General features: G+C 67.7%; 13 protein-coding genes. 7 read left to right on the top strand and 6 right to left on the bottom strand.

Going from position 1 to position 16,555, the window contains the following annotated elements; all coding sequences use genetic code 11:
- Positions 1–16 precede the first annotated feature (16 nt).
- The 6 genes from ALLO2_RS04675 (at position 17) to ALLO2_RS04650 (ending at position 9,742) form a co-directional block, all read left to right on the top strand.
- The gene (locus tag ALLO2_RS04675) at positions 17–3,106 is read left to right on the top strand and encodes a lantibiotic dehydratase (RefSeq protein WP_023840438.1); all 3,090 of its coding nucleotides are present in this window, start codon (positions 17–19) and stop codon (positions 3,104–3,106) included.
- The gene (locus tag ALLO2_RS04670; RefSeq protein ID WP_023840437.1) at positions 3,103–4,320 is read left to right on the top strand and encodes a lanthionine synthetase C family protein; all 1,218 of its coding nucleotides are present in this window, start codon (positions 3,103–3,105) and stop codon (positions 4,318–4,320) included. Before ALLO2_RS04675 ends, ALLO2_RS04670 begins: the two co-directional genes overlap by 4 nt.
- Complete coding sequence (locus ALLO2_RS04665) at positions 4,302–5,342, top strand: thiopeptide-type bacteriocin biosynthesis protein (protein ID WP_023840436.1); 1,041 nt, start codon at positions 4,302–4,304, stop codon at positions 5,340–5,342. The genes ALLO2_RS04670 and ALLO2_RS04665 overlap by 19 nt, the downstream gene beginning before the upstream one ends.
- 38 nt (positions 5,343–5,380) lie before the next feature.
- Positions 5,381–6,238 carry a hypothetical protein gene (locus ALLO2_RS04660; RefSeq protein WP_232234881.1) on the top strand — a complete coding sequence of 286 codons (858 nt, stop codon included), beginning with the start codon at positions 5,381–5,383 and terminating at the stop codon, positions 6,236–6,238.
- Between the two features lie 832 nt (positions 6,239–7,070).
- Positions 7,071–8,348: a hypothetical protein gene (locus ALLO2_RS28050; RefSeq protein WP_035730114.1), complete on the top strand. Its 1,278-nt coding sequence runs from the start codon at positions 7,071–7,073 to the stop codon at positions 8,346–8,348.
- A 2-nt stretch (positions 8,349–8,350) separates the two neighbouring features.
- The gene (locus ALLO2_RS04650) at positions 8,351–9,742 is read left to right on the top strand and encodes a DUF4041 domain-containing protein (RefSeq protein ID WP_051874872.1); all 1,392 of its coding nucleotides are present in this window, start codon (positions 8,351–8,353) and stop codon (positions 9,740–9,742) included.
- Positions 9,743–9,795: 53 nt separating this feature from the next.
- Here the strand turns inward: ALLO2_RS04650 and ALLO2_RS04645 are convergent, their stop codons facing one another.
- The 6 genes from ALLO2_RS04645 to ALLO2_RS04620 form a co-directional block, all read right to left on the bottom strand.
- Positions 9,796–10,515, bottom strand: coding sequence for a hypothetical protein (locus tag ALLO2_RS04645; RefSeq protein WP_134351952.1), 720 nt, complete (start codon positions 10,513–10,515; stop codon positions 9,796–9,798).
- A 325-nt stretch (positions 10,516–10,840) separates the two neighbouring features.
- Positions 10,841–11,809 (bottom strand): S-4TM family putative pore-forming effector, encoded by a 969-nt coding sequence (locus ALLO2_RS04640; protein ID WP_035729990.1) that lies wholly within the window; start codon positions 11,807–11,809, stop codon positions 10,841–10,843.
- Positions 11,806–12,672, bottom strand: a complete 867-nt coding sequence (locus ALLO2_RS04635) for a CBASS oligonucleotide cyclase (protein WP_035729988.1) — start codon at positions 12,670–12,672, stop codon at positions 11,806–11,808. The genes ALLO2_RS04640 and ALLO2_RS04635 overlap by 4 nt, the downstream gene beginning before the upstream one ends.
- Positions 12,673–12,694: 22 nt before the next feature.
- Complete coding sequence (locus tag ALLO2_RS04630; RefSeq protein ID WP_023840430.1) at positions 12,695–13,198, bottom strand: hypothetical protein; 504 nt, start codon at positions 13,196–13,198, stop codon at positions 12,695–12,697.
- 69 nt (positions 13,199–13,267) lie between these two features.
- Complete coding sequence (locus tag ALLO2_RS04625; RefSeq protein ID WP_201247720.1) at positions 13,268–13,657, bottom strand: hypothetical protein; 390 nt, start codon at positions 13,655–13,657, stop codon at positions 13,268–13,270.
- A 4-nt stretch (positions 13,658–13,661) separates the two neighbouring features.
- On the bottom strand, positions 13,662–14,567 hold the full coding sequence (locus ALLO2_RS04620) for an AAA family ATPase (RefSeq protein ID WP_023840428.1): 906 nt from the start codon (positions 14,565–14,567) through the stop codon (positions 13,662–13,664).
- A gap of 242 nt (positions 14,568–14,809) precedes the next feature.
- Between ALLO2_RS04620 and ALLO2_RS23965 the strand changes: the two genes are divergently transcribed.
- Positions 14,810–15,922 (top strand): ImmA/IrrE family metallo-endopeptidase, encoded by a 1,113-nt coding sequence (locus ALLO2_RS23965; protein WP_035729985.1) that lies wholly within the window; start codon positions 14,810–14,812, stop codon positions 15,920–15,922.
- Positions 15,923–16,555 lie beyond the last annotated feature (633 nt).

The raw sequence follows: 16,555 nt of genomic DNA, 5'->3' as shown, positions 1-16,555 counted from the left end.
CGCTGAGAGGTGCGTGATGTACCGCAGCCTTGACGTTCCGCTGCTACGGATGGCCGTGGTCCCCACCGATGTCGACCTGCCCCCATGGCCAGACCTCGACGACACCACCGACGGCGCCGTAGCCGGCTGGACGGATTGGCTGCGGGACATCTGGGCGCGGCCCGTGTTCGCCGACGCGATGAGGCTCGCCAGCCCGTCGCTGGCGGCGCGGGTCGCGTCGGTCTTCGACGGGCAGTGCCACGATCGGCGGACCGCCCGGCGGGCTGTCACTGCGACAGCCCGCTACGTACTGCGGATGGTCGGGCGCGCCACTCCATTCGGCCTGTTCGCCGGTGTCGGGCCCGCGGATTTCGGCCCGCGGGCCCGCGTCCGGCTCGGCGACGACCATCGGGTTCACGCCCGGCCGGGCGGCGCCTGGCTCGCCGCGCTCGCCGACGACCTGGAAGCGTTCGACACGCTGCTGCGACGGCTGCCGGTCACCGCCGACGGAATACCAGTCGCCCGAGGCGACCGACTGTTCATCGGCCCTGTCGCCCGGTCCGGCGACGACGCCGGGCCGGAGTCGGTGGTCGAGGTGTCGGTGCGCCGCACCCGGGCTGTGGAGGCGGCGTTGCTCCACGCGGTCAGCTCGCTGCCCGTCCCCGAGCTGGTCGCTCGCCTCGCCGCCGACAAACCCGCTCCCGCCGCCGGCCAGATCGAGACTATGGTGATCGAGTTGGTCCGCCGCCGGTTCCTGCACACGCCCCTACGCCCGGCGACAACCATCACCGATCCACTCAGTGAAGTCGCCGACCAGCTGGCCGCAGCCCGGATTGACGACCTGCCCCCACTCGCCGGCCGTCTCAACGTGATCCGCGACCTACAAGACCTGCTCGCCCACCACGACAACACGCGCTCCGCCTCGCACCGTCGCACGCTGCGCACGCAGGCAGAGGCGCTTCAACGGCGCGTTGTTCCCAGCGCTGACCCGGACCTCGACGTAGGCCTCGTGTTGAACGCGGACGTGGTCCTGCCGGCGGCTGTCGCCGAGGAGGCTGGGGCCGCCGCTCGGGCGCTCGCCCGGCTCACAGGGCCGACCGCCGTTCCCCCGGAGTGGGCGGACTGGCACGAAGCCTTCCTGGAACGCTACGGTCCCGCCGCCCTCGTCCCACTGCTGGAAGCCGTCAACCCTGACACCGGCCTCGGTCTGCCCGCCACCTTCCGCGGCTCCACACGCTCCCACCGCCCCCGCGGGAACGCGGCCCGCGATCAGCGCCTGGCCGCCCTCACGCAGCGGGCGGCCCTGAACGGCGCGCTCGAGGTACGCCTCGGCGACGCCGACATCGCGGCTCTGGCCGGCGACACCGCACCGGCCCGGGTTCCACCGCACGCCGAACTCCTCGCCGAGGTCCACGCCAACGACCTGCCGGCCTTGTCCCGCGGCCTGTTCACCCTGCGTGTGACCGGCGGCGGGCGCGCCGCCGCAACCACCACTGGCCGATTCCTGCACCTGCTCGACTCCGCGTCCTTCGACCGGTTCCGCGACACCTACGCCGCCCTGCCCACCATGCGGGCCGGCGCGACGACCGCGCAGGTGTCCTGTCCGCCGCTTCCCACGGCCACCGTCGGCGTGGCCCGATCACCGCGGCTCGCCGACACGGTGATCACGCTTGCCGAGCATCACGACGCCGGCCCAGGCGTGCTGCGTCCAGCCGACCTGGCTGTCGGTGCCGACGCTGAGGGGCTGTATCTGGTGTCGCTGCCCGACCGGCGTCTCGTCGAGCCGTCCGCCGCGCACGCAGTGGAGTTCCAGTACCACACCCACCCGCTGGCACGGTTCCTGTGCGAGCTACCCACCGCCCGCGTCGCCGTCTCCATCCCCTTCTCCTGGGGCGCTGCCGGTGGGCTGCCGTTCCTTCCCCGACTCGTCCATCGGCGCACCGTGCTCGCCCCGGCCCACTGGAATCTCACAGCTGCCGACCTGCCCAGCCGCGCCGAGTCGGCGCAGGAATGGCGCGAGGCGCTGGCCCGCTGGGGCGGCACGATCCCAGTGCCCACGCGGGTCCAGCTCGTCGAGACCGACAACCGATTGCGCCTCGATCTGCACGTCGACGCCCATCTCGCCCTGCTACGCGATCACCTGCACCGCCACGGCTCCGCCCGGCTCGACGAGGACGCCGCTCCAGAAGCCTTCGGCTGGCTCGCCGGCCACGCCCACGAACTGGTCATCCCGCTGGCCACCACCGCCGCACCCCTGCCGGGGCCGGCACCGGAGCGCCTCGCGGCAACCGTGCCCGCTGCTCGGTCGGATGCCCAGCTACCCGGTGTGTCGCCGTGGCTGTCGGCCCGGCTCTACGGCCACCCCGACCGGGCCACCGATCTCCTCGCCCGCCTCCACGACCTCTTGGACGCGTGGCCCGACCCGCCCGCGTGGTGGTTCCTGCCGTACCGGGACACCGAGCCCCACCTGCGGCTACGCCTCGCCGTCAACGAACCTGGCGGCTACGGGCTGGCGGCCACGCGGCTGGGAACCTGGGCTGCGGTACAGCGCGAGGCCGGACTGCTGTCGCACCTTCACCTCGACACCTACCAACCGGAGACCGGCCGCTACGGCTATGGCCCGGCGATGACCGCCGCCGAAGGCGTCTTCTCCGCCGACTCCGCCGCTGCCCTCGCCGCCCGCCGTCTCGCCGCCAGCGCCCGCCTGTCCGTCGGAGCGCTCACCGTCGCCGGCCTGGTCGATATGGCCATCGCCTTCACCGGCGCGTTGTCCACCGGCATGCGGTGGCTTCGTGACGTGCTGCCCCACGAGCCTGCCCGCGTCCCACGGGCGGAACGCACCACCACGTTGCACCTGGCCAACCCCGCAGATAGCTTCGCTCATCTGCGGGCCGTTCCCGGGGCGGACGCCGTGCTGTCCGCCTGGCAGCCGCGGGCCACAGCACTGGCCGCCTACCGCGACGCCCTCGCCGCGCAGCGCCCGCCTGACCAGGCCTTGGCCTCGCTGCTGCACCTGCACGTCGTCCGAACCCTCGGCCTGAACCCCGCCGCCGAACAGACCTGCATCGCCCTCGCCCGAGCCACAGCCGCACGCGCCCTCGCGACCACGGAAGCGACCGTCTCATGATCGCCTGCGATCAGGCCGCCGCCACCGCAGCAAGCCTTGCCACCCGCCTCACCGTCCCATCCCCCAGAGAACTCGGGCAGACTGCGCAGTCGCTCGCCGACGGAGCGGCCGGCATCGCCCTCCTGCACGCCGAGCGAGCGCACGCCAGCGCCGAGCGCTGGGAGCCCGTCCAGGCGTGGCTGACCGCAGCCATCTCCGGCCACCTCAGCGTGGCGATGAACAGCTCGCTCTACGCCGGCGCCCCGGCGGTCGCCTTCGCCGTCCACACCGCCGCCGGACAGACCCGCCGCTACACCGCCGCCCGCACCGCGCTCGATCAGACCGTCGCCACCATCGCCCACCGCCTCGTCGACGCCGCCAACGCCCGCATCGACCAGGGGGAACCGGGACGGTTCACCGAGTACGACGTCATCAGCGGGCTCACCGGCATTGGCGCCCACCTCCTCGCCCACACCCCCGGCGACGACGCCCTCGGCCGCATCCTCACCTACCTCGTCCGCCTCACCACACCTCTCAACCTCGACGGAGAGGAACTCCCCGGCTGGTGGTGCAGCCACGACCCGTCCCAGGGCAACACTGCCGAATTCGCCGGTGGACACGCCAACCTCGGCATGGCCCACGGCGCCGCCGGCCCACTGGCCCTGCTCTCGCTCGCCACACGCGCCGGGATACGCGTCCACGGCCAGACCAACGCCATCAACGCACTGTGCGCCTTCTATGACCAATGGCGCCACGACTCCCCCAGCGGTCCGTCCTGGCCACAGTGGATCACCCGCGCCGATCAGCAGGCCGCGAGACCGGCCCAGCCCGGCCCCGCCCGTCCGAGCTGGTGCTATGGCACCCCCGGAATCGCCCGCGCCCTCCAACTCGCCGGCATCGCCACCGGTGACACCACCCGCCAGAACGCCGCCGAACAGGCACTCGCAGCCTGCCTCACCGACTCCACCCAACTCGCCCACCTCACCGAAGCCGGACTGTGCCACGGATGGGCAGGCCTCTACCAAACCGTCGCCCGCGCCGCCGCCGACGCCACCACCGAGACCCTCAGCCGCCACCTGCCGACACTCGCCGCTTCCCTCCTGCTCTGCGCCCTTTCGAGCAGCGGGCGGGCTGATGGGCTCCTCGAAGGAGACGCCGGCATCGCCCTCGTCCTCCACAGCGTCGCCACCGGCGCACCGGCCACCGGATGGGACAGATGCCTGCTGATCCACTGACCGTCCCCAGCCGAGACATCGGCACCGAACAGGCCGTACTCGCGGTGCTGGCCGGCATCCCGCTACCCACTGCGGCAGCCCATGCCGCCTTGCCTCCCGACCAGCTCGCCGCAGCTGTCGCCACCTACCAGGCGGCAGGTCGCGCCGCGCTCGCAGTCCAAGGTGCTGCCTGGTTCCAGGTGCGTGTCACGTTTCCCGAGCCAGCGGACGCAGAGACCGTCGCAGCCACCCACCTGGCACCTGTCCTACGCCACGCCCAAGCCGCCGGCGCTGTCGCCTCCTGGTGGTTCGTGCGCAAGTCGCCCGACTGGCGGCTACGGCTCTCCCCAGCCAGCGGCCAATCTGTGGCGGATCTTCGTGCCACCCTCCGCCCCGCCTTCGACGACCTGACCGCGGCCGGAACGATCCACACCTGGACGGAAGGGATCTACGAGCCGGAGGAGTACGCCCTCGGCGGCGAGATCGGCACCGACGTCGCGCACCGGCTGTTCACCGCCGACAGCGGGCACGTCCTCGACCGCATCCACAGCGAGATCACCAGCAGGACCCCGCCGACTCTCGGCCGCCGCGAACTGTCGATGCTGTTGATCGGCACGCTGCTGCGCACCGCGGGCCTGGACTGGTACGAACGCGGCGACGTCTTCAACCGTGTCAGCCGCCTACGCCCTCCACCAGCAACATCACCCACCGCTGCTGAAATTCAACGGCTGGCCACCGCTCTACGCAGGCTGCTGACCACCGACACCGACCCGGCAGGCGACCTGTTCGGCGCGGACCGACCGCTGGCCAACCTGGGAATCTGGGCCAGCGCCTTTCACAATGCCGGTCGGGCCCTTGGCCAGGCCGCATACGCCGGGACCCTGCGCCGCGGGCTACGCGACGTCCTCGGCCACCATGTGATCTTCCACTGGAACCGCCTCGGCCTGAATGCCGAGACCCAGGGCGTACTCGCCGCCACAGCGCGCGAGACAATCCTCCGCGCTCCCGCACTCCCCGAAGCGCTAACGCCGCAGGCACGCTGATGTGGCCGCCGCCGAACGACGCAGACACCGTCACCCGCATGCGCGCAGCGCACGAGCGCGCCAGCGCCGCCCTCCGGGTCACGGTCGACCGGACCCAGGCTGAGGAAGCGTGGGGCTTCGCCGGACGAACCCTCGGCCGACCGGTAATGACCCCCGACAGCCCAGGCTGGCTACGGATCGCCGCCACCGAAGCCGGACAGCAGATCACCACGTTCTGGGACGGCGGACGCACCGCACAGCAGGCGCTGCCAGCATCCATCCCACGCCCAGCGCTACGCGCGATCCACGACCATCACCACGACGGCTGGGACTACCGCGCCGAGCTATACGACCGCGTCCACGTCCGACCTCTCGCCGTCACGACCGTGCCGCGGCGGCTCACCGACTCACCGAAAGGGCAATGGTTCCAGGCACTGCGCCGTTCCTTCCGCATCCTCGCCACGGTCTCCACCGACCGGCGCACCATCGAGCAGTCCTACCTCGACGACGTCATGCCAAGGATTCTCGGCGAACCGATCACCACCACCTCGCCCGCACCGTGGGTAACCGCGCACGGAGACCTGCACTGGGCCAACCTCTGCGGCCCCACCCTCTGCATGCTCGACTGGGAAGGCTGGGGCCTGGCACCCGCCGGCTATGACGCCGCCACCCTCTACTGCCACAGCCTGTTCATGCCAACGCTCGCCGCACAGGTTCAGGCGCGTTTCGCAGACGCACTCTCCACAGAGAGCGGCCGGTACGCCGAACTGGCCGTCATCGCCGAGCTACTCGACACCGTCCCCTCCGGCACCGGTATCGATCATGCGGGGCTGCTGCGTATCCGCGCCACACATCTTCTCCGCCGCGCCATACCCCGCCAGCAAGAAGGCNCAGCCACGAGGCCAGGACAGACATGACCCGCGCAGACGGCCACGCTCGGAAACAGCTCCGCTGGGCAGCGCTCCGGGCATGCGTTGGGGCAAAGGCACCTGCCCCTACGCCTGTGCGCGGTGGTAGACGGCGCTGGACCCCGGGACTGGCCAGAACAGGCCCACGAACGCTCTCATCGCCGCTGCGCCCGGACGTGCAGCTGCCCCACACCCGGCGGAGACTGCAAGCCAATTCAACGGAGGGTCTCACAGGGCCGAAAATGACCTGACGGCGATCTGACTGTTGTTGTGTATGCAACATCTGTCAGATCACCGTCAGATCTCTACGGCCCTGGTCTATCTGCCCCGTGGCTGCGCTCCGGACAGCCTCCGCAACCCACGATGGCTCGTCGTCCCAAGCTTGCCCGGTCCGGCGAGCTCAACCTGTCCGCCGAGCCCGCGAAGTTCGAATGTTCCACTCGGAGGCCAGGAAGATCACCGAGTAGGGGCGTCACCCGGAGGGCCGGTCCGCCGTCGATGGTTCGCATGCTGCCTGATCAACGACCATCTGGGCAGGCTTCCTTGTCAGCNCCCGTCGATGCCCTCCCGTCTTCAAGGACACTGACGGGCCCGCCGTGCTCAAGGGTCAGCGCGCCAGCACTGTCCAGATGCCGGCCGCTACGAAGACGGTTGACCCGCTGAACTGTCCGGATTCCAACGCGTGCTGGAGACGCGGCGGTCCGGGGCCGGAAGGGGCGGCGGCGTCCACCGGAGCCTCGCGGGATAACCAGTCTCGATCTGTCGTGACCGCGAGAAATCGTCGGGACGTGAGGATACGGTAGCTGAGCGCAAGGTTGTTCCTGGTTCGGAGGGGGTGCCGGTGGCCACGCGGCGGGGGCTATTCGCCGAGTTGCAGTACCAGGCAGCGCAGGCCGAGAAGCGGCAGCGGCAGCAGAGGGCTGCGGCCCACCGTGCACTCCTTGCCGCTGAAAAGGAAGCCGCGCAGAAGGCTCGGGCCGCTGAGCGCGCAGCCGCCGCGGCGGCCAAGGCGTCCACGAAAGAACAGGCCCGCTTGCTGAAGGAAGCGGGCCTGCTGTACGTCGCGGCGCGATTGAGCGAGGTCGGGTCGCTGAATGCCGATCTCGCGAGCACATTCGAAGAGATCGACGGCATTCTGGCCACGGCGCTCCTGGTCGACAGCTATGTTGATCTCGAGGCCTTGAAAGTCACGACCGTCGTGCATCCACCGTTCGAGCCCGGTGCTCTCGCAGTCCCGACACCGCCCGTTGCTGCTCCTGTGTACCCGGCGGAACCCGTCTACCAGGAGCCGCAAGTACCGGGAGTCCTATTCGGGGCGAAGAAAAAACATGCCCAGGCGATCGCTCAAGCTCAGACCACGCACGAGCAGGCGCTGCGGCGGTGGCGGGAACAGGNGTCAGCGATACGGACGGCGCATGTCTCCGCTCTGGAGCAGCGGCAGCGTGCCGAGGACGCTCGCCTGGCGAAGCTCGCCGCGGCGCGGGCGGTCCACGTCGAAGCGTGTCGTCGGAGAGACGCCGACGCCGACGAGCGGAACCGGGGACTCACCAGACTGATCAATGATCTCGCCTTCGACGTCGAGGCGGCGATCCGCGAGTACGTCGGGATCGTCCTGTCGAACTCCGCCTACCCGGATGCATTTCCAGTCACTCACGACTACGAGTTCGATCTCTCCAGCAGGGAGCTGCGTCTGGCAGCCGCTGTCCCTGAACCATCCGCAGTCCCCTCGGTCAAGGAGTACAAGTACGCCCCGAGGAAGGACGAGATCTCGTCGACCAAGCTGCCGGCGACGGTCCAGAAGGACCGCTACGCGAGCGCCGTCTTCCAGACCGCCGTACGCACGCTGCACGACGTCTTCGGCGCCGACCGCCAAGGAAAGATCCACTCGATTGCCCTGACGGTCGGGGTCGACCGGATCTCGCCTGCGACCGGGCTTCCGGAGACCATCCCGCTCGCGATCGTCGCTGCAGACCGCGCAACGTTCCGCAAGTTCCGGCTCGACCAGGACGAGATCGTCCCTCAGAAGACCCTCGAGTACCTCGGCGCGGCGCTGTCCCCTTCGCCGTTCACTCTCAAGCCCGCCGACGCCTCCCGCGGCATCAGGCAGCGTGGGCAGTGACCATGCGGTTCAACCCACCGCCAGGCTGGCCCACACCCCCCGAAGGCTGGACTCCCCCACCAGGTTGGGTTCCAGACCCATCTTGGCCCAGGCCGCCCCACGGATGGCAGCTCTGGCTTCCGGGGCCCACCGTCACGTCGCTCGGGACCGGCGACGACCTTCTCATCCGATCGGAACCCGGAGTCCAGGAGTTCTCGCTCGAAGGCGCATCCATGTCATCCGGATCCGAGACCAGCGAGATGCCGGTCGACAGCGCCGCGCTGATGGCTCGCATCACTGAACTAGAGAAGGCGCTCGCCGCTACCCAGGCTGGCTCCCGTGAGATCATCGATCTCAGCGATCAGCGGGCCCTCCAGGACGTTGGCATATACCGATATCACCACCCGCTCGAGAACGCCGCCGCCTATAAGGGACGCCTTGAAGAGATCGACACGCATATCGCCGAGTTTGTGAAGTCCGGCACGGCGATCCTTGCCGCGGATCTGTTCACCTTCAACGGCTCGCTCGCCAAGGGGCGCCGACTCGTCGCCGACCTGTCCAAGCTGATGCTGCTCGCCTACAACGCCGAGGCAGCCAACTGCGTCCGCTCCTTGCGCGCCGGCAACATCACAACCGCCAAGAAGCGGCTGGAACGAACCGTGGCGTCGATCGAGAAGCTCGGCGCGATCATGGAGATGCGGATCAATCCTGACTACCACTCCCTACGGATCGCCGAACTCGAACTCACCGCCGACTTCCGAATGAAGATCCAAGAAGAGCGACAGAGAGAGCGGGAGCGACGCGCACAGCTAGCCGAGGAACGCAAAGCTCAAGAGGAACTCGCCACCGAGAAGGAACGCCTCAAGAAGGAACGTGCCCACTACGCAAGCGCGCTCGAAACTCTCCGCGCCCAGGGCGACGACGCTGCTGCAGACGAACTCGCTGGCCGACTGGCGGACATCGATCAGGCCATCGAGAAGAACGACTACAGGATCGCGAACATCCGCGCCGGATACGTCTACGTCATCTCCAACATCGGCGTATTCGGCCCGCACGTCGTCAAGATCGGCCTGACCCGACGCCTCGATCCGATGGACCGGGTCCGCGAGCTCGGTGACGCCTCCGTTCCATTCCGGTACGACGTCCACGCACTCTATTTCTCCAAAGACGCTGTCACCCTCGAAAACGAACTCCACCAAGCATTCGCCGACCGGCGCGTGAACTTCGCGAACCCGCGCCGCGAGTTCTTTTTCGCCACCCCATCAGAAGTACGGAACGTCCTCCTAGAAAAGACCGAAGGGGGCCTACTCCAATTCACCGAAGAACCCGAAGCACTCGAGTATCTTCAAAGCCTACGGTACTGGCCTGACCACGCCCAACTTCCAACGACTGCCAGCCGAGCTACCGGAACCTGACCCGCCATGCAGAACCGGGCGGTGATCGCCACACCGACGAACGCTCCGCCAGCTCAGTCGACGTCCCAGGCTTCCCAGGAGACCACCCAATCGGCTGGCCGCCGAGAGAGCGCTTCACCCCCGGCGGTAAGAAATTGGTTGAGGGCCTCCATCGCCACGCGAGAGTGTTCGGATGCGTGCTGATCGTATATCTCGCGGCATTCCACGTAGATGGTGGTCTCGAGGGAGAAGGTCTTGCTCCCGTGACCAGTTCTCGCTCGCACCAGTTTCCGGATCCGCTTCCGTAGCTCCGCCTGCTGGTCCCCCGGAACACTGCGCACCTCCGCGAACCCCTGTTCGCAGACGACATCAGCCGCGAGCTGCGCGACCAACGAGAGTCTTCGGTCCGCGCGCGGCGTCGGGTAGAAGCGGTCGATCAACGTCAGACAGCGGCGGCAGGTCGGGGCGAAGGCCACCCGGCCGTCCTCCCTCAGCGGGCCGCCCTCACCGCCGACCATCACAGCCCACACACTGCCACACAGCGTGGTCTCGGCCCAGCGAGGCGCCAGGAGTTCCTCCCTGACATAGTGGGCTGCCGTCGGCGAGAGATGCGGTCTCGACGAGTCAAAATAGAAGTCGTGGACCGCACCTCGGCCAGACGACTCCAAGTCCGCCAGGCGAGCCAGATGAATCACGTCACCGCCGCTGGTGACGGTGAGAAGCATCGACCTTCCGCCCACGTCAACTGCGTTAACGCCAAATTTCGATACCGTCATAGATGCATTGTCTACCATACGGAGGCAACCTCGACCGGCCAGCCAGCAGAAGCGTGAACTCGGGGTCGGATCGCGGTTGGAGTACTGGTCACAATGAGCGGGCCCCCTGGGTGGCCGCTCTGGAGCCTCGCCAGGCGGGCGCGTGGTCGGNTCGGTGGGAAGCCGCGACATAGTGGACCGGCGCAACGACGACGCCGGCCGGCACCGAAAGCGAGAGTCCCAAAGGATGGGAATAGCGCCGACCAGCGGTTTCACACCGGCAGCCTGGCTGTGGAGGGCCGGTTTGAGCTGACTTCACTTGCTTGAAGTGGTTCGGTGGGCGGGCGTGGCGCGTCCCGCCGAACTACGTAGATGAGGGAGGGTCTTCAGCGAGGCGGACGCGGTGGCCTTCTGCGGTGTAGCCGAAGTCATGTTCGTCGTCGTCGCGGAAGCGTTTGTAGAACCATTCGGGTACTCGAGCTGGGTCTAGACGGGTGCGGAGGACGCCGTCCTGTACGTCGCGGGCCACGTTGCGTAGGCGGTGCCATTCGGTGTCGAGCACGGGGCCGGGACGTCCGTTGTTCAGCNCGGCGTTGACGACCTTGGCGAGTCGTTCGCGTTCGTCGGCCACCTTGCGTTGGCTGGACCAGATCTCGTAGGCGATCTGGTAGGCGGCCAGGGACGGGACGAAGAAGCTGAGGAGGGTGTCGAGCAGTGTGGCGTTCGCGACCGCGAGACCGGCGATCAGACCGATGGTGGTCCACAGGATTGCTGCGGCGGCGATGAGGTGGCTGTATCGGCGGCGGAGGCGGGCGTCCCAGGCGAGGTTCTGTTCCTGGGCGATGAAGACGTCGTAGGGGNGGTGGACGTCGTGGGTGGGGTCATACCAGCCGTCGGTGATGCGTTTGTCCTTTTTTCCCCCGCGGGAGAGTTGGCGTGCGAGGCGGCGGACGTCTGGTTCGGGGATCGGGTCGCCGGCGACGGTGGCGCGCCATGGTAGGTGGAACAGGGCGGTGTCGAACATCTCCTGGAGCAGGGCGCCTTGGCGGGCGGTGTTCCCGGAGAGGCCCTTGAGCAGGAACGCTGAGACGACGAACCAGAAGAACCCGACGATCGAGACCACGGTCCGGCCATGCCCGATCAGCGTGATCAGGACACCGGCGGCGGCCAGTGCGGTGGCTGCGACGGCGCGGACGGCTTCGAGGAGCTGTCCACGTTGGTGGCTTGCCGCCGCGGCACGCTGTAGGAGCAGCATGTCGTCGTCGAGCTGCCGCTCGTGGATGGCCCGGGACGGTATCCCACGGATGCCGGCGGGGCCGGNAGAGAGNTTCATGGCTTGGTCATTCGGTTCCCGAAGAGCTTCCTCCACTCGTCGTAGGCGGCACGGTCTTGGCCTTCGTCCTCCAGGTCGACCGCGCGCTCGGCGATTACACGGGCCTGGTTGAGCGCGTTGGCCGCAGCGAGTTTCTGAGTCGTGTTCATGACGGCGTTGACCTCGCCACCGAGACCGGCGGGGNCGGGNCATTCATCGCCGATGCGTTCGGCGGCGGTGGCCAGGAACAACACGATCTCGTCCTGGTAGCGCCCGAACGGTGGCTTCACCAGGGACTGGGCCATGGCCTCCAGCAGGAAGGATGGCGAGACTGGTTCGCCGAGTTCACGGTTGATTCCTTTGATCATTTTGACGAAGGGCACGTACTTCCCGTCGCAGTCGGCGTTCTTGGCGATGCTCAGCTCGTGGTGGCGCTTGGGGTTGGTCGCGATCCAGTCGCCCGCTGAGGGATTGGGGATGTAGTAGCCGCCATCCTTCCGTTTGAAGGCGGGGACCACGTCGATGGACATGACTTCGTCGTCGGCGCCGTAGGGGATGACGACCGCCATGCCGTCGCGGGCGGCGGCGCTCCACTTCTGGCGCAGCAGGGTCTCCAGCGCGTTGATGACCTGGATGGGGGCCTGGTCACGGAAGCCGGCCTGGGAGCCGTCGGAGTCGAGGACGACGAAGATATCGATATCCTTGAGCTTCTTCGTCTTGGTATCGCGCCGGTAGCTACCGGTGAGGAAGTCGTCAGCGAGGTCCCAGTGCGACGTGACGAAGTCGCGGATGGTCTCGTGTCGCGCCTTGGCCAGGTTCTGCTCGGTCTGGGTGATCTCCAGATTGTGCTTGAGCTTGGCGAAGGCGTCGTCGATGTATGCCATAGCGGTGTCCCTGCTCGTGGTCTCAGGCGTGGTAGTACCGCATGCCGGTCGAGGCGTGCGGGGCGGAGCCGAGGGTGCCGAAAGTGATGCCGCGCAGGCCGTCGGTGCTCGCCCGCTGGCCGGGGCCCCAACCTGGTTGCGGCGTGCGGGGCCCGTTGAAGGTGCAGAACAGTCGGTAGGTGGTGCCGGTGGGCACCCGGTCGAGCTTGGCGCGGAACCGGGCGAGCCGGGCGCGGGAGGCGGTGAATTCGGCGTTGCCGTCACCGGAGGCGTTGTAGGACACCGGGAACTCGACCACCGGCACCACGGCGCCCGAGGGCTGGTGACATTCAAGGACGACCGCGTCGAGGGAGCCCTCCTCGACCCAGGCTTTGATCGCGTTCTCGTTCTGCACCCAGTCGCGGTTCAGCCGGTCCATGTTGATCCCGAGGTCGGCAAGGATGTCGGTGATGGCGCCGAGGATGATGTCCGTCAGGTGCGTGGCGGTGTGGGTCCGGGTGTAGCTGTAGGTATAGGTGGAAGTCATCGCTGGGTCACCGCCCGGCGGAGGGCCTCACGGTCGATCAGCGGACCTGAGCTGTCGGCCTTCGTCTCCTCAGCGGGCGGGGCAGCGTCCGACAGCCGAGCGTGCCCAGCCGCAGCGGCTTTCACCTGACTCATGCAGCGGGGCGGGCGACGGGAGGTAGATCATGAAGTCGTCGGCGCCCGCCGCGCCGGGGACGGGGTTGAGGTTCTCCTCCAGGGTCAGCGCCGCCGCGCCAGACACCGTAGTGATCTCGCAGTGCACCTTGCCGGCCACCAGGGTGACCGGGTGCTTGTTCAGGTGCCCTCCCGCGATCAGCATCCGCCCGACCGCCTCGGCTGCCGACATCGCCCGTCCCGCCTCGTCGCGCGACAGTGAGGAGGACTGCGCCACGGTGTCCGCTATGAGGTCCGTGATTACCGTCCAGGTCGCGCTGGCGCTGCGCACGGGCGAGGCTGCCACCTCCCTAGTGCGCCGCACGGGACACCTCCGGCTGGCGCGTCTCCGCAACGGCGTTGTGCACTGCGGCGGCCAAGTCGTCCTCGGTGAGGCTGCCTGGGTCGAGCACCGTCTCCATCCGCTGGGCCAGGGCTTCGAAGACGACCTTGCGCGTGCGGCGGCCGTCCAGTCCGTCTGCGGCCTCGGCGATGCGGCGCATCGCTGAGGAGCGGGCCAGATCACCCAGGGCCGGGTACTTGTCGGCGAGTGTGAGTAGCGTGGAGGCCAGGATCTCCCGTAGCGCCTCCGGCTCCGGGAACGGGACGAGGATGGCGGCGTCGGAGCGGGACAGGAACGCCTCGTCCAGAGCGGTGGTGAAGTTGCTGGTCGCGACGAAGAACAGGTGCGGGTGCTCGGCGGCATTGAGATCCAACGCCGTGAGCACCGCGTCGGTGGCACGGTGGACGTCGGCCGGGTTGGCGGCCAACGACGCCGCCGAGCGGGCAACCGCCATCGACTCGACCTCGTCCAGGATCACCACGGTCGGCATCCCGTCCGACGCCAGACCCGGCACATACTCGCCAAGCAGCTCGCTGACCCGCTGCTGCGACTGCCCATGCTCGGCGCTCATCAGCCCATGCGGGTTGATCTCAATCCGCCGCACCTCGCCGCCGCGAACGAAGCGCGCGACCTGCGCCGGCAGACCGCGCGCCAGGGTGGTCTTGCCGGTGCCGGGCGGCCCGTAGAGCGTGCACAACCCGTGCAACGCCGTCACCGCGAACGGCAGATCAGGTCGCACGAGCAGCGACAACAAGGTGTGGTTGCGCAACCGCTCCTTGATCGTCTCCGGCACCACGATGGCGTCCCACAGTGCGGCCTCCGCCGAGTCGGCCGCGACCACCTTCTCCGACAGCACGCACTCCTGAAGCTTCATCCCTCGACTCCGTCCCCCACACACAGCAGGTCACCTCAGATTTGAACAAGATCTTCTCAGATATCGGTAGACTACACGACGGGGAAGCGGCGCAACTCGGCACACTTCACTCGGGCGCGTCCTGCTCGGGCCGAGCTAGNTGACCGCCCGGTAACGAAGGTGTGCCTAAGATGCGANCGGAGCATCAAGATCGAGAATCGTCCGCTGATCGGCGGACACCGACTGGCGCGGAGACGAGCGACGTGAACGATCCGCAACTGGACCCCGGTGACATCGCGGCCCTGTTCGATCGGGCCAGACTGCGGATGGCGCGTGAACTTCGCGGTCTTACCCAGGTGCAGCTGGCGCGAGAAGTCGGCTCCGTCACCGCGGCCTCGGTCAGCCAGTTCGAGAACGGGCACACCAAACCCGCCACATCGACGCTTTGCCGCCTCGCGGTCGCGTTGCGGGTGCCGCCGAGCTTCTTCGCAGCGCCGGCCCGCCCTCCCGCGCAGGACCAGGTCAAAGGGTTCTTTCGCAGCCTTCGATCAACTTCTCCGCGAGATCGTCAGCAAGCTCTAGCCTACGTGCACCTTGCGCGGGAACTCGCGCTCGAGCTCGAGAAGCACGTCGCGCTGCCCGACCTCAACCTGCCACGCCTTCCGGTCGACAAACAGCCGCTTCAGTCCGCCGACATCGAGCAAGCGGCAGCTCAGGTTCGTGGCCATTGGAACCTGCCACGGGGTCCAGTTCTCGATGTTGTACGACTACTTGAGACGAACGGGATCGTTGCCGTTCGTTTTCGCGTCAGCATTGAAAAAGTGGACGCATTTTGCGTTAATTTCCCTGACCGACCCGTCGTCGCCCTTGGTGCCGATAAGGGCCTGCGTGACCGCTCCCGCTTCGATGCAGCCCATGAACTCGGCCATCTAGTTTTGCACGGATTCTCGGGAGAAATTGGAGACAAGACCACGGAGGGGCAAGCCCACGAGTTCGCCGCTTCGTTCCTCATGCCGGCCGACGACATCAAACCCGAACTCCCAGATCGACTTGACTGGCCCGCATTTCTCCATTTGAAAGCAAAATGGCATGTCTCGCTTGCAGCCCTTCTGGTGAGGGCGAGGACGCTCGGGGTCATGAATGAACACACTTACGCACAGGGATGGAAAGCCTTGTCTGCACGTGGATGGAGGAAGGTAGAGCCGGGTCCGCTGGGAAACCCGGAGGTTCCAGTGCTTCTACAGCGCGCACTAGAACTCATGGAGACGACCGGCCTCTCCTTTGGAGATTTTATCAACCGCTCCGGACTCCCGGAAACAGACGTTAGAACTCTGCTAAGTCGGGATATCACCGAACGCCCTCGAGTGGTGNTCTGATTTCCTCGAATTCCGAGCGGGACAGGCGGGCCGGTCGCCCTCCAGCGACAAACAATTGCGACCCGCGCGAGGATTCAGCCGTCGACCGAAAGGAGGCGCTTCACGATTTCATCGGCCGCGAAGTCAGGACGACTGGCGACGCAGCGTGCCCGATCTTCCCTATGAGAGGACATGCGGGAGCTGACTATTGTAGCGGGGGGACTACATTGCACCACCGTGGCGGTCGCCCGGATCGGTGAAGCGTTCCTACTGTTCGGCCGACGGTCTAGTCCGGCGGCGTGTGTGCGCAGGTGACCTCGGATTTTTCGGCACGGCGCGACACGTTGCGGTACGCCCGGATACGCAGTGTTTCGTCTTGTTATCGAGTGCTCGGAGTACGGGCCCCCCGAGCATCGTGGTAGCCGCGAGGCAGTCACGACCAACCTCGGCCTGATGGGTGGGCTCACCTGGCAACTGTCGGGTTGGCCACCCGGAAACGCCCCACAGCCGTCCTGACGGCTACCGCCGACTCAAGGACTTGATGGTCATAACCAACCTGAAGAACACAGGCCAACCGCATCGACGACCGTCACCGAGGGCGACCGACTGCTTTGAAACCAGACGGGGCTCGAACCGACACACCGCGTCGGCTAC

Origin of the sequence: Frankia sp. Allo2 (genome assembly GCF_000733325.1) — a bacterium.
Taxonomy (GTDB): domain Bacteria; phylum Actinomycetota; class Actinomycetes; order Frankiales; family Frankiaceae; genus Frankia; species Frankia casuarinae.
The sequence above is the reverse complement of the archived record's forward strand: the minus strand, read 5'-3'. Positions and strand labels throughout refer to the sequence as shown.